The following is a 15,908-nucleotide window of genomic DNA, read 5'->3' as shown; positions in this document are numbered from 1 at the left end:
TTTCTCTAAACATGAAAGATTTTGACATGACCCAAAAGATGCATGCCGCCTTCGTCACCGCCTTCGGCAAACCGCTGGAGTTTCGAGAGGTCGATATTCCGAGCCCCGGACCGGGTCAGATTCTGGTCAAGACCGAAGCCTGCGGCGTCTGCCATACAGATCTGCACGCTGCCAAAGGCGATTGGCCGCTCAAACCGACCCCTCCGTTTATTCCTGGCCATGAAGGCATCGGTAAGGTTGTTGCCCTCGGCGCTGGTGTCACAATCGTCAAAGAAGGTGACCGGGTCGGTGTGCCCTGGCTCTATTCCGCCTGCGGGCATTGTGAACATTGCCTATCGGCATGGGAAACTGTCTGCGCCGAGGCCGAATTTGGCGGCTATACGCGGAACGGCGGATTTGCCGAATACATCATTGCCGATCCGAATTATGTCGCCCACATCCCGGCGGGTATGAGCCCTCAAGAAGCAGCTCCTCTGATCTGCGCCGGGATTACAACCTACAAGGGGCTCAAAGTGACCGAGGCGCGGCCCGGTGAATGGGTTGTCATTTCGGGTGCCGGGGGGCTGGGGCATCTGGCGATCCAGTATGCCAAGGCGATGGGGCTACATGTCTGTGCGGTTGATATTGATGATGGCAAATTGGCCCATGCCAGCAAGCTGGGTGCTGATCTGGTAGTGAATGCCAAGGACAAGGGGGCGATCGAGGCTGTCCGCAAGGGCACTGACGGCGGCGCACATGGTGTGCTGATCACCGCTCCGTCCCTCAATGCATTCCAGCAAGGTGTCGCGATGACCCGCAAGCGGGGCACTTGCGCGCTCGTTGGTTTGCCGCCCGGCGACTTCCCGGTTCCGCTGTTCGACGTTGTGGCGAACTGCATCACCATTAGGGGCTCATTCGTCGGCAATCGCGAGGAAATGGCCGAGGCGCTGGCCTTTGCGGCGGATGGCAAAGTAAAGGCAGATATTGAATTGCAGCCCCTGAGCGCCATCAACGATATCTTTGACCGGCTGGAACACGGCAAGGTCGCCTCCCGTGTGGTGCTCGATTTTTCTGGGACTTCTGGTGCCAAGAATGAGGCGTCCCATAAGCAGATGGAAAAAGTGCCATCCTGAACCCTCATCAGGCACTGCTCACCGTCGCGCAGATGACTGAGGCCGATCGGCTTACCGTCGCTGGGGGAACGTCGGGCGTGGTCCTGATGGAGAACGCGGGCGCGTCCGTCGCCCGCGAGATCACCTGCCGCTGGTCGCCGCGCCGCGTCGCAGTTCTATGTGGGCCGGGCAATAACGGCGGCGATGGCTTTGTCGTCGCCCGCCATCTGGTCACTGCGGGTTGGGAGGTTCGCGTGGCATTGCTGGGTGCGCGAGACGCTCTAAAGGGCGAAGCGGCGCACCACGCGCGCCTGTGGACTCGAGAGATCGAACCGATGTCGGCGGCCGTGCTGGCGGACGCAGCTCTCGTTGTCGACGCCGTATTCGGTGCGGGGTTGACCCGGGCGCTCGACGGACCTGTAGCAGAGGTACTGACCGTCGCCGCCAAGACCGCCCCTATCGTCGCCATCGACATTCCGAGCGGCGTCATGGGGGACACTGGCGAAGCTCTGGGAGCGGCTACGGCTGCCCTGACAGTCACGTTCTTTCGTAAAAAGTCCGGCCATATGTTGCTGCCCGGTCGATCCTTTTGCGGCGAGGTTGTGGTGACCGACATCGGCACGCCGACTTCGGTTCTGGACCAGATTGCGCCGATGACATTCGAGAACAATCCTTCGCTGTGGCGGGACGCTTTCCCACAACTACGCGACGGCGGCAACAAATACACACGCGGCCATGCGTTGGCCTGGGGTGGCTACCCGATGACCGGTGCCGCGCGGCTGGCGGCGCGGTCTGCCGCGAGGATCGGGGCAGGGCTGACGACCATCGCAGTGCCAGAGGCAGCGCTGAATATCTATGCAACCGCGCTGACCAGCATCATTGTGCATCCCGTCGCGGATGCCGACAACTTTTCTGCGCTGCTTGCAGACGACCGGATCTTGGGCTTTCTGATCGGACCGGGCGCAGGGGTGGGGGAGGACACCCGCGCTAGGGCGCTTGCCATGCTTGGCACGGGCCGTGCGACCGTGTTGGATGCGGATGCACTCACTTCGTTTCAGGGCACCCCCGAAGTGCTGGATCACGCGATTTCGGGGCCATGCGTCCTGACGCCCCATGATGGAGAGTTCGCCCGTCTGTTCGACCCGCAGGGCGACAAGTTGCAGCGCAGTCGCGCGGCAGCACGGCGCACCGGTGCTGTCATTGTTCTCAAAGGATCAGATACAGTGATCGTCGCCCCCGACGGCCGTGCCATCATCAATGCGAATGCCCCACCGACGCTCGCGACCGCAGGATCTGGCGATGTGCTGAGTGGCATCGTTCTCGGGCTTCTTGCCCAAGGCATGACGCCGTTTCTGGCCGCCGCCGCCGCGGTCTGGCTGCATGGCGACGCGGCCCGACTGTTCGGGCCAGGATTAATTGCCGAGGATTTGCCAGATCTGTTGCCGCGCGTACTCCGCGACCTCATTGATTGAATAGATCCGACCAGAGGTGGACCAGTCTGCCGGCGTTAGCTAAAAATTGCCAGCGACGGAGAGAAACTTGGCCACTACCTGTCTAGCTGCATAGCAGCCTAAGGTTTGTGGCTTGCCTTTCCGGATGTCAGTCAGATCTCGTAATGCGCTTCGAGCAGATCGAGTTCCCGGACCATTCTGCGCGCCATCACTGCGCCGACTGTCTTCTTGCGGCGCATCTTGAAGACCGCTTGGCGTTCCGCGCGCACGGCGGCAAGCTGAATCTCTTGCAGAATTTGGTTGTTTGAGAGCTTCACGGGGTCTTCTTCGCTTTGCTGCCCGATGGTTTCTAGACGTTGCAAATATCGCCGCGAAACCTGAGCGGCGGCAGCAACATAAGTTTCAGCCTCACTATCGGGTGTCGCGTGTAGATCACTAATCCGGCCGATTTCGGCGAGGGCGGCAGTCGCTGTCGCGGTTCTGGCGATCCTGTCAGCCGTGAGGTCCTGCGACGGCAGAGTCGGTCCGGACCGTAAAAGAAGAGGCAGGCTGATTGCAGCCATAACCAGCGACAGCACGATTACGCCCATTGCGATCAGGATAACCAGATCGCGGTCTTCCAACGCTTCTCCCGAAGACAGGAGGACGGGCAGAGTCAGAATACCAGCAAATGTGATGGCACCGCGTGATCCGGCCATCGTCGTCGCGGCGACAAGCCGCCAAACTGGCATAGTGTTTTGGCTTGCATGACGGCGTGACAAGATCACGCTGATCCAGACCCAAATCGCCCGCAGTATCAGCATCGCAGTATAGATGACGGTGATAAGCAGAAGTGGCCACCATAGGCTGTGGTGGCCGGTTTGGGACACCGAAGCCTGTGCGCTGGCAACAATCTTTGGCAGTTGTTCACCGAGAAGAACGAACACGATGCCATTGGCGACGAATTGTACCGAATCCCAGACCGCAGTTCGCTGGATGCGGGTTGCTCCGAGTGCCAGTCCGGTGGCCTCGGCCCGCGCCATGGTAACACCTGCGGCGACGGCGGCGAACAGGCCCGATGCCGACGCCGCCTCCGCTAAAAGATAAGCGATAAATGGAATCAGCAGACTGACGACAATCTGTGTCCCGGGATCCTCACCGATGCGCGTTACAACCCATGTTTTGGCTCTTACGATGGCCAGAGTGATGCCGAACCCAATCGCGAGACCGGCACCTGCAACCCACAGAAACGAAGCCGAGGCCGAGCCAATCGAGAAGCTGCCTGCGAGTATGAATACCACCGCAAAGCTGAGACAGATCAGGCCTGTTGCGTCGTTCAACAGCGACTCGGCATGTAGTAGGTTCATCATCCGCTGCGGTATCGGCACCCTGCGGGCGATGGACGTCACGCTAATCGGGTCCGTCGGAGCCAAAGCCGCTGCCAACGCGAACGCAACACCGGCTGGCAAGGCTGGAACAAGCCAGGCTATGAACGTGCCGATCACCAGAACGGTCACGACGACCAGCCCGAACGCCATGTGCAAGATTTGCCATCGATCGCGGACAAGCTCATCAGTCGAAATGCGCCATCCGTCGATGAATAGGAGTGGCGGCACGAGCAGCAGGAAGAATACTTCCGGTTCTAGGTCGACCTCCAACAGTGGTATCAGACCCGCAATTGCACCGAATGCAATTTGTACCAGCGGTCGCGGTACAGGGAGGGCCGTGATGCGTCCGACGATGCCACTAAGTACGACGATCGTGAGCAGCGTTAGGGATGTAAAAATTGCGTCCAATGGGACTCCTCAAGATACTCAGACGGGCTAAATCTGACCAAGCGGTGTAGCGTTGACGTAACCAGACCAGCCATTAAGCGACGAAACCTCTCGCGGAGGGCGACAAACTTTAGGGATAGAAGACAATTCCGGTCGACTCACCAATGTAGATCAGTGCGCGGACCATCTTGGCCGACGATGCTGGCCTCAGATGCACGACTATATGCTCACTGTTTTTGATCCTGACGCGCGATACAACAACGCGATTTTCGCATCTTAGCATCAGTAGCCGGACCGCATCCTTATTAATCAGATAAATGGATATTCAACATGACTACCACATTGAAATCCAACCCGAATGTCTCCCGCTCCGCCACAGCCACGTCGGCGGCCAGCCTAGATGAAGCGATCCGGATGAAGGCGATGGTCTTTGTCGGACCAGACAAGATCAAGCTTCAGGACTGCCCCAAGCCAGCCATTTTGGAGCCAGGAGATGCAATCGTGCGCGTCACCCAGACCACAATTTGCGGCACTGACTTACATATTCTGAAAGGCGATGTGGCCACGGCGACACCGGGCCGTATCCTCGGCCACGAAGGTGTTGGCGTGATTGACAGCGTGGGGTCTGCCGTAACCTCGTTCAAGCCCGGCGACCACGTATTGATCTCCTGCGTCAGCGCCTGCGGCACCTGTGAGTTCTGTCGCAAGCAGATGTATTCCCATTGTACGAGCGGCGGTTGGATCCTTGGGAATTCTATTGACGGGTGTCAGGCAGAATTTGTTCGCACGCCCCATGCTGATATGAGCCTCTATCACATCCCCGAAGGTTCAGATGAGGAGGCGCTGGTGATGCTCAGTGATATCCTACCTACTGGTCTTGAATGTGGCGTGTTGAACGGCAAGGTTCAGCCGGGCAATTCAGTCGCAATCGTGGGGGCAGGGCCAATTGGTCTGGCCGCACTCCTGACGGCGCAGTTCTATTCACCCGCGAAAATTATAATGATCGACCTCGACGATAACCGTCTGGAGATTGCCAAGACGTTTGGCGCGACGGCCACAATCAACTCGACGGATGGCAGTGCCTTCGACGAAGTGATGGTCATGACGGGCGGGGCCGGGGTCGATACCGTTATCGAGGCCGTCGGCATCCCTGCAACCTTCGAGTTGTGCGAGAAGCTGGTCGCGGCGGGGGGCGTCATCGCCAATATCGGCGTCCACGGCAAGCCTGCCACCCTGCATCTTGAGGCTCTGTGGGACCGCAACATCGCGATCACTACGCGTCTGGTGGATACAGCGACAATACCGATGTTGTTCAAGACAGTTGCGGCGAACAAGATCGATCCGACGCAGCTCATCACACATCGTTTCACGATGGCCGAAGGCGAAAAAGCCTACGAAACCTTCGGTAATGCAGCTGAAACAAAGGCGCTCAAAGTCATCATCACAACATGAGCTTTCAATGCAGGTGGGATTGTTCCAACCCACCCGCATAAGAATTTCCTGCACGTCACACATGGTGTCGTGCTGGTGGTGCATTAGCTTGAATGGCCACTAAATGAACAATGCAAACTACTGCCGCGACCGCAACAACATTTGTTTTATCGGCCTAAGGACTCTGTCCGACGAAAAAAGACCCGACGTTCGTACAACATCATACCGACCGAACGCCTCTCATAAAGGATTTTTCAATGCCGCATTTGCCTTCCTCTCTTAGCATCGTAACATTGGCCTGCCTGTGCGCCACCTCAGCGCTGGCTCACGAAGAAACCGCGCATTGCGATGCTGTCGCAGCGTCTGTAGAGGACGCGGGATATGGCGATGTCGTCACGGTTACCTGCGAGGATGGGCAGGCCTTGATTGCGGGTGATACCTATCCAGACCATGATTTGATGACGGGGATCACCGGTACAAATGAACAGGTGCCTGTCCCGGCTGTAGGCTACTTTTCACCCATTCCGCTCGCCCCCGTGACAGGGTCTGAGCCGCACACAAGGGACGCGGCCCTGGGCGTGGCAATTAACGGCGTACCTATCTACGACTACACCGCCGGTGGCGAGATGTCGCAAGACGATCTGGCCACCTATCAAGCTGATCTTGACACGGTGACCACGGGTCAGCTTGATGTCTGCGGTGGGCATGCCGGGCGCGGCGATGATTATCACTACCACGCCGAACCGACCTGCATGATCGAAGCGATGGCGAACGCCGGACCCGATGCGATCATCGGTTGGGGCTTTGACGGGTTCCCGATCTACACCAAGACCAATCCCGATGGGTCCGAGATCGCAGATGGCACGCTGGACGTTTGTAACGGGCAGGTCGATGATGTTTTTGGTTATCGCTATCACACGTCGGAAAAGGCACCATATATCATCCAGTGCCTGATGGGCGAAACGCTTGACTTGGATAGTTTGCCACGCGTCAGACCGTTGTCGCAGCAAGGAGGCGGTCGCGGCGCAGAGGCAGGACGCCCTCCGAGGGGCGGTGTTGAAGATCTTGTGTTTGTGCAAGACGCCGGGACCGGTGAGCGTCTGATGACCTACAGCTATCAGGGTGCCGATTATTATATCAAATACACGCAGTCGGAGACTGAGAACTGTTATGACTTCGAAACCCGCACAGTGACCAACAATGGCGAGCTGTTCGAAGCAGAGTTGTGCCGCGAATGAGACATTTTGTTTCTCCGGCCATTGCTGGCCTGTTCTGTGCACTGGCGTTGCCTACTTTCGCGCAACAGCAGCCCCCAGAGGGTGAATCGGCAGGTGAGCGGCCCAATGCTCCTGCATTTGAATTGACCAGCCCCGATTTCGTTGACGGTGCTGCAATGCCCGACGATCTGAAATGCACCCGCGATGGTGGCAGTGGTCTGTCGCCGCCGCTGGCTTGGACCAACGCCCCCAGAGAGACGGGCGGCTATGCCATTGTAATGCAACATTATCCGCATGGCACCTATCCCAGCGTCAATGACCCCAGCCATTACTGGTTGGTCTGGAACATCCCAGCCGATGCGGACGGGTTGGACACGGGCAATCCACATAGCCTCGGGGTGGAAGGCAGCGACAAAGACATCCGCGATACGGGGTACACGCCGCCCTGTTCACCCGCTGGTGGCAGAACCCATGAATATACCATCTGGGTCTATGCACTTGATGGGCCTCTAACGGAACTACCGTCCGAGGACAGCATCGAAATCAGTTGGCCCGACGTTATCGGCGCACTTGAGGGACATGTGCTGAACGCGGCGTCGATCACCTTCACGAACTAAACCAAAGACAATTGACATCTGTGAAAGGAAATAAAATGCGTTTCATCCTTGCTGTAACCGCAGCCCTTGCCGCCCAAGCGGCGCATGCCGAAGACATCACTGCCGAGATCTGGGTCGACAACTGGTTTACCGTTTACGCCAATGGCGACATGGTCATGGAGGATCCTGTTTCGATCACCACAGAGCGGTCTTTCAACGCCGAGACAGCCACCTTTACGGTTGATTTGCCTGCGGTGATCGCGATTGAGGCCAAAGATTTCAAGGAAAACGACACCGGTCTCGAATATATCGGCACCGATCGCCAGCAGGTGGGCGATGGCGGTATGATTGCGCAATTTATGGATGCGACGACGGGTGAGCTCGTCGCTGTAACCGACGCAGACACTAAATGTCTGGTTGTGCACTACGCCCCTGTCGATCTGTCCTGTGCGGATGAGGCCAATCCCGTTGCGGGGATCGGTGCCTGCGCGTTCGTCGAGACAGACATCCCTGATGATTGGACAGCGGTAGATTTCGATGACAGCGACTGGCCCGCGGCAACCGTCCATAGCGCAGCGGACGTCGGCCCGAAGGATGGCTATGACGAGATCACCTGGGACAGTTCGGCCGAGTTGATCTGGGGTGAAAGCCTCAAGCAGGACAACACCTTGCTGTGCCGCATAACTATCGGCGAATAATTCTGTAAGGCCGTCATTTACGGCCCGATTTGGAACTATCGGGCGACGTGTATCAAATTCAGTTTGTTGAGCGCTACAAGAACCGTCGCACCTGCGACTTATACTGGAGATACGCCGCCCCGTATTGCTCTTCCAGCCAGCTTTCCTCTGCAAAGGGGAACGCCAAAAACACGGCAATCCCTGCGACAATGGACGGCAGCGCAGTGACGGTTGCGCACAACAAGGCCCAACCGATCAGGATCGCGATATCACTAACGTATTGAGGGTTTCGGGAAAAGCGATAGAGATCGTCCGTCTTGAGCTGACCTGCCGCCCCCATCGTCTGGTTGGCGCCGAAACCGATCACCTCGTACCAGACGCCCGCATTTCCGATTAAGATCAGGAGTGGCCCCACGACGTAGCGTAGCCAGAACGGCACCTGAATTTCTCCCCAACCGAGAACCCCCAGAGCGACGACTGCCGCGAAAAAAGCCAACGTGCCGGCCCAGCCAACGAACGCTGTAATAGCGCGGAATGTTTGCGGTGGCCAGATTCGACTGTCGGGCCTCATGACTGACCAAAGGACAGCCGCCAGCGTCAAACCGCTAATCAACAGCGCCACAGATGAAAGCATGGTTTCCGCCAAATTCATTCCAATCCTCCAGCGTCATCTGCTGTCGGTGTCACTCAGAACATAGTAGGGTTCCGCAAGTTCTTCCAATCAGAAACCGGTTACATGCCTGTATCGCCAAAGGCATCGTGCGACGTCAGAACCTTCAGGACATTCATATTACGCCTTCCTTGTTTTCGATCATTTTTTCGGGACCCACATGGATCACCCGTTTGCCAAAACTCTCCCCACGCAGCAGGCCGATGAACGCACGCGGCGCAGCTTCCAGACCCTCGATCACCTCTTCTCGGTAGTGAATCTTGCCGGCCGCAAGCCAGTCGGTCATCGCGGTGGCAAACTCAGGGTAGAGATGCCCGAAATCCTGAAAGATGATGAAGCCTCGCATGGTCAGGCGCTTTCGCAGGATTTGACCCATAAGCCAGCCCATCCGGTCCGGCCCGGTCGGTAAGGCAGTGGCATTGTAGCCCGACACGAGGCCACAGAGCGGAATGCGGGCCGCAGTGTTAAGCAGTGGCAGAACAGCGTCAAACACAGCACCGCCAACATTTTCGAAATAGACGTCGATGCCCTTGGGCGTGGCAGCTTTCAGCTGGTTGGCAAACCCATCTGATTTATGGTCGATACAGGCGTCAAACCCCAAGTCATTGACGGCAAAAGCACACTTCTCTGCGCCGCCTGCGATGCCCACGACAGTGCATCCCATCAGCTTGGCAATCTGCCCGACCGTGGCACCAACCGGCCCGGTTGCCGCCGCCACGCAAACAGTCTCGTCCGGCTTTGGCAGTCCGATCTGGGTCAAGCCTGCCCAGGCTGTAAATCCCGGCATTCCCATAATCCCTAGCGCCCATGATGGATGCGCAAGATCAGGGCCAAGGACGGTGACACCTTCTCCATCCGAAACCGCGAAATCTTGCCAGCCATTCGCGCACAGCACCCAGTCACCTGGGTTGAACCCCTCCAGATGCGAGACGACGACCTGTGCGACTGTGCCACCTTCCATCACTGCGCCCAAAGCTACAGGTGCCGCGTAAGAGGGCGCGTCGCTCATCCGGCCGCGCATGTAGGGATCAAGCGACAGGTATTCGGTGCGCAACAGTATCTGGCCCGGCGCAGGTTTAGGTACGGTGCTCGTTTCAAGGCGCAGGGTGTCTTTGTTGGGTTCGCCCTGTGGCCGTTCGGCCAGCACGAGTTGGCGGTTAATTGTCAGGGATTGGGACATGAATAATGATCTCCTGTCGGTAATGTAAGGCCAAGCGACCGGTGACCGAGCGCGGGAAGCGATGTGTCTTTGGTTCGGTGATAAAGGAGTGGCATCGCCACATCTTCGTGATCCCTACATCACGTTGGACGATGGGGGACTGATCGATGTTAGGTCCCAGTGTCGATTTCTCTGATCCAGTGTCGACAGAGCGATAGCAAATAGCTGGCAGACAAGTCTGACGAAGTCTCAGTAGTCGTATCATGGTTTCACGGAACGGAAATCAAAGCGATTTCCAAAGGTAAAGACTCCTCTCGCCGATCACGTATTCAATGGTCGTGACAGGGAGAACTTGGACAATGATAAGAAGCTTTCTACCACTGACAGCCCTTTTGATGGGATCAGCATTCTTGCTGTTTGCAGGTGGCGTAAACAGTCTCATCATGCCTGTAAGGGGAGAGGCCGAAGGGTTTAGGGCCTTTAACTTATGGGCATCCGTCCCAGTGTGATGGTGATCGGAGCAGCGCCCTCATGGAACGGGTCAGTTCTCAGCTCCAATAGGTGTCGTTGCGCGGAACCGCGCAGATCGCTCGATAAGATCATTCACGTGGGATGCGGCGCGGATCGTCAGAGGATGAGGGCTAGCACCGATCCGGGGCTCAATGGTACGCGCCATGTCGCGTGCCAGTTCTAACTGCGGACCTGATGCGGTTGCCAACAAGGCGATGACCAGGTTCTCCAGAGCAATCACCCGGATATGAAGGAGGCCCATCTGGGCATTATCGACCGAAGGCATTTCCGCTTGAACACGACCGGATGCCAAATCGGTTTCACGACCGCATTGACCCGAGCCTCCCTCATTGGCCCATCTTGACAGCGCTCGGTCACGCTGTTGGGCGGCACCGATAGCCTGAAAATCTTGATCTGACATGTGTCCTCCCTGATGATTGACGCGACCAGACGCCCTATTGATCTTGGCGCGCATCTCTCGGTTTCCGGCTCCAATGACGACCTTGCCAACGGCATGTCCCTTCGCAAGATGCGCGTAGGCGGGGTCGAACTCATCCATGGCGAAGATGCTGTCGGTGACAGTCTGGACTATGCCTTTGCATAGAAACCAAGAACGCCAGTGTAAAACACTACAACGCATCAATATTCGCGTTGGACAGGCCGATATGAGAAAAAGTGCGGCGAAGTCATGCTGCGTTGAGCGTTCGGCGCTGCAGGAGCATGCCGTAGACGCCGCCCAAGACGGCTCCGTACACAATGTGGAGCAATAACGTCATAATTGGTGCCATCACGCCCAAATTCATGCCGAAAAATCCGGCACCCGCCATTGGCATCACGACGATCATCATGCCAAGCCATGCAGCCACACCAAAGACAATGCCCTTACCAACAGCACTGCCTCCGGGGATCACATCGTAAAGCAGGGCAAATCCGCCGCCCCATGCAATTGTGCCGATCATGAAGTGGATGATCCATCCGACTGCGACGGACGCGCCCATCATCATGCCGATCATTGCGGCGACATCCAGTTCGGGCATCACGCCCATCATACCTTTGACAACCATCATCGCTGACAGGACGACAGTTGCAACGAATCCGGCGACAAGGCCTGCTGAGACATTTTTCATTTTGGTCTTCCTCTTTCAAGGGCATCAGCCCGGTTTCTTGTTTCCCATTGTGAGGTCGGGACATGGCGTCTTGATCCGGCTGCATTCCCCGTAAGGGATTATAATCCGCAATAGCGGCGACAATGGTCAGGCATCGCCATGGTTGGGTTATGTCTACGACACGTTTGACAACAGGAGACTGATCGAGGTTAGGCCATGGCGACCCCTTTTATGATCTGATGGAGACACGGCGGTTGTATCCGGCGGGCAGCAAGGCACCTTTGAAGGGTGCCACCAATATATGTCGGAGCGCTTCGGTCTCGTAACCGTTGCAGCAATTAAATGTAGAGTTCCTTCTCATGGACATGAGGTGGGCCGCGACCGGAAGGTGGTATATAAATGTCGACACAGGATTTCACTCCATCGAGACGCGGGTTCATGGCATCTGGCCTGGCCGGTACGGCACTTGTGTCTCTGGCGCGGCCCGTTTTTGGGCAAGCTACGGTTCCGGCGCTCACCGATTACATACCAACAGCTTTTTCAGCTGAAGAATGGGCATTTGTACAGGCCGCGACATCGCGACTTATCCCGTCGGAAGGCGAAGGGCCGGGTGCCGCCGAGGCACGTGTTGCGGTGTTCATCGACCGCCAGCTTGCCGATGATTTTGGCACCGCTGCCGACTGGTACATGAAGGGTCCGCACGACCCAGGGGCGGATCCGCTTTTGGGCTTTCAATCGTCGCTGTCGCCCGCGCAGATCTATCGCGATGGCATCAAGGCGTTCGACGATTGGTGCCGCGAGAACAAGGGCGCGGCATTTGCCGAACTGGACCCAGTTGCGCAGGACGCTTCGCTGACTGCGCTCGACGGCGGTGAAGTTAATCTGCCGGACGCCTTGCGCGATTTCTTTGATGTTCTGCTTCAGAACACCAAAGAAGGCTATTTCAGCGACCCGCGTTACGGCGGCAATCATGGCATGTCGGGATGGGTTCATATCGGCTTTCCAGGCGCGCGGGCCAGCTTTCTCGAATGGAACGATCCCGCGATGGACAATGTCGCTTACCCGCTCGGCCCCGTGTCGATCGCTGGCGAAAGGACCTGAACGATGGCACGCACAGACCCCAAAAAAGACGTCGTTATCATCGGGCTTGGATGGACCGGGTCGATGGCAGGCATCGAACTGGCTAAGGAAGGCCTTGAAATTCTCGCACTTGAACGCGGCGCGGATCGGGACACGGTGCCCGACTTTCAATACCCCAACGTGGCAGACGAGTTACGCTACGGAGTGCGGTACGGCTTCATGCAAAAGCCTGTCAATTCGACGCTGACCCTGCGGCACGGCACACAAGATACCGCCCTGCCAATGCGGCATTTGGGGTCGTTTTTGCCGGGCGATGGGGTAGGGGGCGCAGGTGTTCATTGGAACGGCAACACTTGGCGACCCTTGGCCGAGGAATTGCGATTGAAATCCTACGTTTCTGAGACGTTCGGGGCCGCTATCATCCCCGACGGCATGACGATTCAGGACTGGGGCGTCACCTACGACGAACTCGAGCCCTATTTCGACCGCTTTGAATATATGCTGGGAATTTCCGGTCAGGCAGGGAATATCAAGGGCGCGATCGTGCCAGGCGGCAACCCGTTTGAGGCACCGCGCGCACGTGATTTCCCGATGCCGCCCCTCCAGATGCAACTGGGGCCGCGCATGTTCCGCGATCAGGCCGAGGCGATGGGGTTACATCCGTTTCCGATGCCCGCCGCCAATGCCAGCGAGGCTTATGTCAACGAGTACGGAATGCAACTTGGTCCCTGTAATTACTGCGGTTTCTGCGAGCGCTATGGTTGCCTCAACTATTCCAAATCCTCACCGCAGACTTGCATTCTCGACGCGCTGAAGCGCTATGAGAATTTCAGCTACCGCACCCATTGCGAGGTTCTGAAGGTCGAATTGGCCGAGGATGGCAAGACGGCGACTGGCGTGACCTATTTTGATGAATCCGCGCAGGAAGAGGTCTTTCAACCCGCCGACTTGGTCATCATGGCGGCCTATTCGCTGCACAATACCCACCTGTGCCTGCTATCGGGGATCGGCGAGCCCTACGATCCGGCGACAGGGACCGGTGTCACAGGACGTAACTACTCCTATCAAATGACCGGTGGCACCAGCGCGTATTTTGAGGATGTCGAATTCAATCCGTTTATCGGCTCGGGATCGACGGCATATGTCATCGACGATTTTGCGACCAACCAGATTGATTTTGCAGCCGAAGGTTTCATCGGCGGTAGCTATATCAATTCCGGGCAATCCAACGGCCAGCCGATCCGGTCCATGTCGTTGCCTGCAGGCGTGCCCGCGTGGGGTGCGGGTTGGAAGCAGGGAGTCAAGGATTGGTACGGCCATGCGATGAGCGTCGGATCGCACGGGTCGAACATGGCCTATCGGGATTGCTACCTCGACCTTGATCCCACCTATACCGACAAACACGGACGTCCCCTGATGCGGATGACCTTCGACTGGAAAGACAACGACATCCGCATGACCCAGTTCATGAAATCTAAGATCGAACCGATCGTCGAGGCGATGAATCCCACGTCCTATAGATCGTCCTATAAGGCAGCGGGATCGCATTACGACGTGCGCCCCTACCAGTCGACACACAACGTCGGCGGCACGGCGATGGGGGACGATCCGACCACGTCGGTGCTCAATCCCTATCAACAGGCATGGGACGCACATAACGTCTTTGCGCTGGGGGCGGGGTCGTTCCCGCAGAACATCCAGTACAATCCCACCGGGTTGCTCGGCGGACTTGCCTACTGGACGCTCGATGCGATCCGCACGAAATATCTCTCCAATCCGGGACCACTGGTATGACTCTTATGGGCAAGGTCCTGCGCGGCGTTGGCGCATTGGTCGTGGTGGCGGTGGTCGTCCTTTTCGCCATCATTTTCGTCCCTGTGCAACGAACGCCCGCGCAGGTTCATCTGGCGGCAGACGACATCGTCGTTTCCGGTTCGGGCGAATACGTGATGCGGCTGGCCGATTGCGCGGCGTGCCACACTGCCAAGGACCGCGAACCTTTCGCGGGCGGCTATCCGATCGAAAGTCCACTTGGCACGATCTATTCATCAAACATCACGCCTGATCCCGAGCATGGCATCGGTGATTGGACTTTGGCGGATTTTCGCGCAGCACTTTACGACGGGATCGACGAGGAAGGGCGCCACCTTTATCCCGCCATGCCTTCGGCCAACTACCGCAAGCTGAGCGAGGCGGATATCGGCAGCCTTTACGACTACCTGATGAACGACGTGGAGCCGGTCGCCAACGACCCGCCCGAGACGGAGCTTTCCTTTCCTTTCAATCAGCGCTGGGGCCTGCGGCTATGGAAATGGGTCGCTTATAAGGACGCGGGCTTTGCGCCGCGCTACGGCGATGCGGTTCTCGACAGGGGCGCCTATCTGGTGGAAGGGCCGGGCCATTGCAGCGCCTGCCACAGCCCGCGCACTGCACTTTTTGTCCAATCGGGATATACGCCCGACGACAGCGCATTCCTGTCAGGCGGTATAATCGACGGTTGGGCGGTCCCTGCGTTGCGTGGCCCCGGAAGCGCGTCTGCGATGTGGGACGAGGCACAGATGGTGGCTTTCCTTCAGTCCGGGCGCAATGCTCACAGCGGCGTTGCTGGGGAAATGGCCCTCGTCGTCGATGAGTCGCTGCAATACATGACCGATGCGGACGTCACTGCTGTGGCAAGGTATCTGCGCCATGTGGCGACCGACGATGACGCGTTGGATACCCCCGCTTTGGCCTCTGCCGATCCGGCTGACACCGAGACCGCCGCGATGCTGCTGGCGGCGTCACCGGATATGGAGCTCGGCGCGCGGCTCTATCTCGACAACTGCAACGCCTGCCACTTCAATACCGGAATGGGTGCTGACGAGGTGTTCCCCGAACTGGTGGGCAATTCGACCGTGCTGGCGGACGAACCGGACGGGTTCCTGCATGTGATCCTAAATGGGGCGCAGCTGCCGTCGACCGCGACACGTCCGTCCAGATTGCGGATGCCGCCGTTCCGTGATCGGTTGTCTGATGATGAAGTGGCAGCATTGGCAACCTTTGTCCGGCAAGCTTGGGGAAATGATGCTGCTCCCATAGCTGCAGCGACAGTCGGCGGGGTGCGCAAGAAGACCTCGGATAGCGATATCATCCGCTAAGGCCAATGGTTCGAAATTGCTTACTGCTG

15 protein-coding genes are annotated in these 15,908 nt (G+C 57.8%); 10 read left to right on the top strand and 5 right to left on the bottom strand.

Translation table 11 applies throughout. The annotated features are described in order from the left end of the window. The first annotated feature begins 26 nt into the window (after positions 1–26). Together MK6180000_RS20045 and MK6180000_RS20040 are read left to right on the top strand one after the other, a co-directional pair. On the top strand, positions 27–1,112 hold the full coding sequence (locus tag MK6180000_RS20045; RefSeq protein ID WP_138936669.1) for a zinc-dependent alcohol dehydrogenase: 1,086 nt from the start codon (positions 27–29) through the stop codon (positions 1,110–1,112). A 32-nt stretch (positions 1,113–1,144) separates the two neighbouring features. Beyond that, positions 1,145–2,563, top strand: coding sequence for an NAD(P)H-hydrate dehydratase (locus tag MK6180000_RS20040; RefSeq protein WP_138936668.1), 1,419 nt, complete (start codon positions 1,145–1,147; stop codon positions 2,561–2,563). A gap of 131 nt (positions 2,564–2,694) precedes the next feature. On the opposite strand, the gene MK6180000_RS20035 is transcribed toward MK6180000_RS20040, so the two are convergent. After that, positions 2,695–4,317: a Na+/H+ antiporter gene (locus tag MK6180000_RS20035; RefSeq protein ID WP_138936667.1), complete on the bottom strand. Its 1,623-nt coding sequence runs from the start codon at positions 4,315–4,317 to the stop codon at positions 2,695–2,697. 309 nt (positions 4,318–4,626) lie between these two features. Here MK6180000_RS20035 and MK6180000_RS20030 point away from each other — a divergent pair, with 309 nt between their 5' ends. From MK6180000_RS20030 to MK6180000_RS20015, 4 genes are all read left to right on the top strand, one after another. Further along, complete coding sequence (locus MK6180000_RS20030; protein WP_246040638.1) at positions 4,627–5,748, top strand: zinc-dependent alcohol dehydrogenase family protein; 1,122 nt, start codon at positions 4,627–4,629, stop codon at positions 5,746–5,748. A gap of 236 nt (positions 5,749–5,984) precedes the next feature. Beyond that, positions 5,985–6,965, top strand: a complete 981-nt coding sequence (locus MK6180000_RS20025; RefSeq protein ID WP_138936666.1) for a YHYH protein — start codon at positions 5,985–5,987, stop codon at positions 6,963–6,965. Then, positions 6,962–7,561, top strand: coding sequence for a YbhB/YbcL family Raf kinase inhibitor-like protein (locus tag MK6180000_RS20020; RefSeq protein ID WP_138936665.1), 600 nt, complete (start codon positions 6,962–6,964; stop codon positions 7,559–7,561). Before MK6180000_RS20025 ends, MK6180000_RS20020 begins: the two co-directional genes overlap by 4 nt. Before the next feature lie 35 nt (positions 7,562–7,596). Beyond that, complete coding sequence (locus MK6180000_RS20015) at positions 7,597–8,238, top strand: PEBP family protein (protein ID WP_212751958.1); 642 nt, start codon at positions 7,597–7,599, stop codon at positions 8,236–8,238. Between the two features lie 73 nt (positions 8,239–8,311). On the opposite strand, the gene MK6180000_RS20010 is transcribed toward MK6180000_RS20015, so the two are convergent. The 3 genes from MK6180000_RS20010 to MK6180000_RS20000 form a co-directional block, all read right to left on the bottom strand. Further along, positions 8,312–8,869 (bottom strand): methyltransferase family protein, encoded by a 558-nt coding sequence (locus tag MK6180000_RS20010; RefSeq protein WP_138936664.1) that lies wholly within the window; start codon positions 8,867–8,869, stop codon positions 8,312–8,314. A gap of 133 nt (positions 8,870–9,002) precedes the next feature. Further along, positions 9,003–10,067: an NADP-dependent oxidoreductase gene (locus MK6180000_RS20005; protein ID WP_138936663.1), complete on the bottom strand. Its 1,065-nt coding sequence runs from the start codon at positions 10,065–10,067 to the stop codon at positions 9,003–9,005. A 520-nt stretch (positions 10,068–10,587) separates the two neighbouring features. After that, positions 10,588–10,977, bottom strand: a complete 390-nt coding sequence (locus MK6180000_RS20000; protein ID WP_138936662.1) for a hypothetical protein — start codon at positions 10,975–10,977, stop codon at positions 10,588–10,590. A 12-nt stretch (positions 10,978–10,989) separates the two neighbouring features. Here MK6180000_RS20000 and MK6180000_RS20480 point away from each other — a divergent pair, with 12 nt between their 5' ends. After that, positions 10,990–11,160 carry a hypothetical protein gene (locus MK6180000_RS20480; RefSeq protein WP_171054740.1) on the top strand — a complete coding sequence of 57 codons (171 nt, stop codon included), beginning with the start codon at positions 10,990–10,992 and terminating at the stop codon, positions 11,158–11,160. Between the two features lie 82 nt (positions 11,161–11,242). Here MK6180000_RS20480 and MK6180000_RS19995 read toward each other — a convergent pair whose 3' ends face one another. Further along, positions 11,243–11,683, bottom strand: a complete 441-nt coding sequence (locus MK6180000_RS19995) for a DUF6789 family protein (protein ID WP_138936661.1) — start codon at positions 11,681–11,683, stop codon at positions 11,243–11,245. A 417-nt stretch (positions 11,684–12,100) separates the two neighbouring features. On the opposite strand from MK6180000_RS19995, the gene MK6180000_RS19990 reads away from it, so the two are divergent. Genes MK6180000_RS19990 through MK6180000_RS19980 form a run of 3 tightly spaced genes read left to right on the top strand, consistent with a single transcriptional unit; the run spans position 12,101 to position 15,879 of the window. Then, positions 12,101–12,763 (top strand): gluconate 2-dehydrogenase subunit 3 family protein, encoded by a 663-nt coding sequence (locus MK6180000_RS19990; RefSeq protein ID WP_246040637.1) that lies wholly within the window; start codon positions 12,101–12,103, stop codon positions 12,761–12,763. A gap of 3 nt (positions 12,764–12,766) precedes the next feature. Next, positions 12,767–14,536, top strand: coding sequence for a GMC family oxidoreductase (locus tag MK6180000_RS19985; protein ID WP_138936659.1), 1,770 nt, complete (start codon positions 12,767–12,769; stop codon positions 14,534–14,536). Beyond that, entirely contained in the window at positions 14,533–15,879 is a 1,347-nt protein-coding gene (locus MK6180000_RS19980) for a cytochrome c (protein ID WP_246040636.1), read from the top strand. The genes MK6180000_RS19985 and MK6180000_RS19980 overlap by 4 nt, the downstream gene beginning before the upstream one ends. The last annotated feature ends 29 nt before the right edge of the window (positions 15,880–15,908 follow it).

The organism is Roseovarius arcticus (assembly GCF_006125015.1).
Lineage (GTDB): Bacteria > Pseudomonadota > Alphaproteobacteria > Rhodobacterales > Rhodobacteraceae > Roseovarius > Roseovarius arcticus.
Note: the sequence above shows the minus strand (reverse complement) of the source record. Positions and strands in the feature narration are given on the sequence as shown.

What these genes read in the sequence shown, in the direction of transcription:
- MK6180000_RS19980 (WP_246040636.1), top strand. Translation starts at nt 14,533, where the DNA reads ATGACTCTTATGGGCAAGGTCCTGCGCGGCGTTGGCGCATTGGTCGTG.
- MK6180000_RS19985 (WP_138936659.1), top strand. Translation starts at nt 12,767, where the DNA reads ATGGCACGCACAGACCCCAAAAAAGACGTCGTTATCATCGGGCTTGGA.
- MK6180000_RS20040 (WP_138936668.1), top strand. Translation starts at nt 1,145, where the DNA reads ATGACTGAGGCCGATCGGCTTACCGTCGCTGGGGGAACGTCGGGCGTG.
- MK6180000_RS20030 (WP_246040638.1), top strand. Translation starts at nt 4,627, where the DNA reads ATGACTACCACATTGAAATCCAACCCGAATGTCTCCCGCTCCGCCACA.
- MK6180000_RS20025 (WP_138936666.1), top strand. Translation starts at nt 5,985, where the DNA reads ATGCCGCATTTGCCTTCCTCTCTTAGCATCGTAACATTGGCCTGCCTG.
- MK6180000_RS20480 (WP_171054740.1), top strand. Translation starts at nt 10,990, where the DNA reads ATGATTGACGCGACCAGACGCCCTATTGATCTTGGCGCGCATCTCTCG.
- MK6180000_RS20020 (WP_138936665.1), top strand. Translation starts at nt 6,962, where the DNA reads ATGAGACATTTTGTTTCTCCGGCCATTGCTGGCCTGTTCTGTGCACTG.
- MK6180000_RS20015 (WP_212751958.1), top strand. Translation starts at nt 7,597, where the DNA reads ATGCGTTTCATCCTTGCTGTAACCGCAGCCCTTGCCGCCCAAGCGGCG.
- MK6180000_RS20045 (WP_138936669.1), top strand. Translation starts at nt 27, where the DNA reads ATGACCCAAAAGATGCATGCCGCCTTCGTCACCGCCTTCGGCAAACCG.
- MK6180000_RS20005 (WP_138936663.1), bottom strand. Translation starts at nt 10,067, where the DNA reads ATGTCCCAATCCCTGACAATTAACCGCCAACTCGTGCTGGCCGAACGG.
- MK6180000_RS19995 (WP_138936661.1), bottom strand. Translation starts at nt 11,683, where the DNA reads ATGAAAAATGTCTCAGCAGGCCTTGTCGCCGGATTCGTTGCAACTGTC.
- MK6180000_RS20010 (WP_138936664.1), bottom strand. Translation starts at nt 8,869, where the DNA reads ATGAATTTGGCGGAAACCATGCTTTCATCTGTGGCGCTGTTGATTAGC.
- MK6180000_RS19990 (WP_246040637.1), top strand. Translation starts at nt 12,101, where the DNA reads ATGGCATCTGGCCTGGCCGGTACGGCACTTGTGTCTCTGGCGCGGCCC.
- MK6180000_RS20000 (WP_138936662.1), bottom strand. Translation starts at nt 10,977, where the DNA reads ATGTCAGATCAAGATTTTCAGGCTATCGGTGCCGCCCAACAGCGTGAC.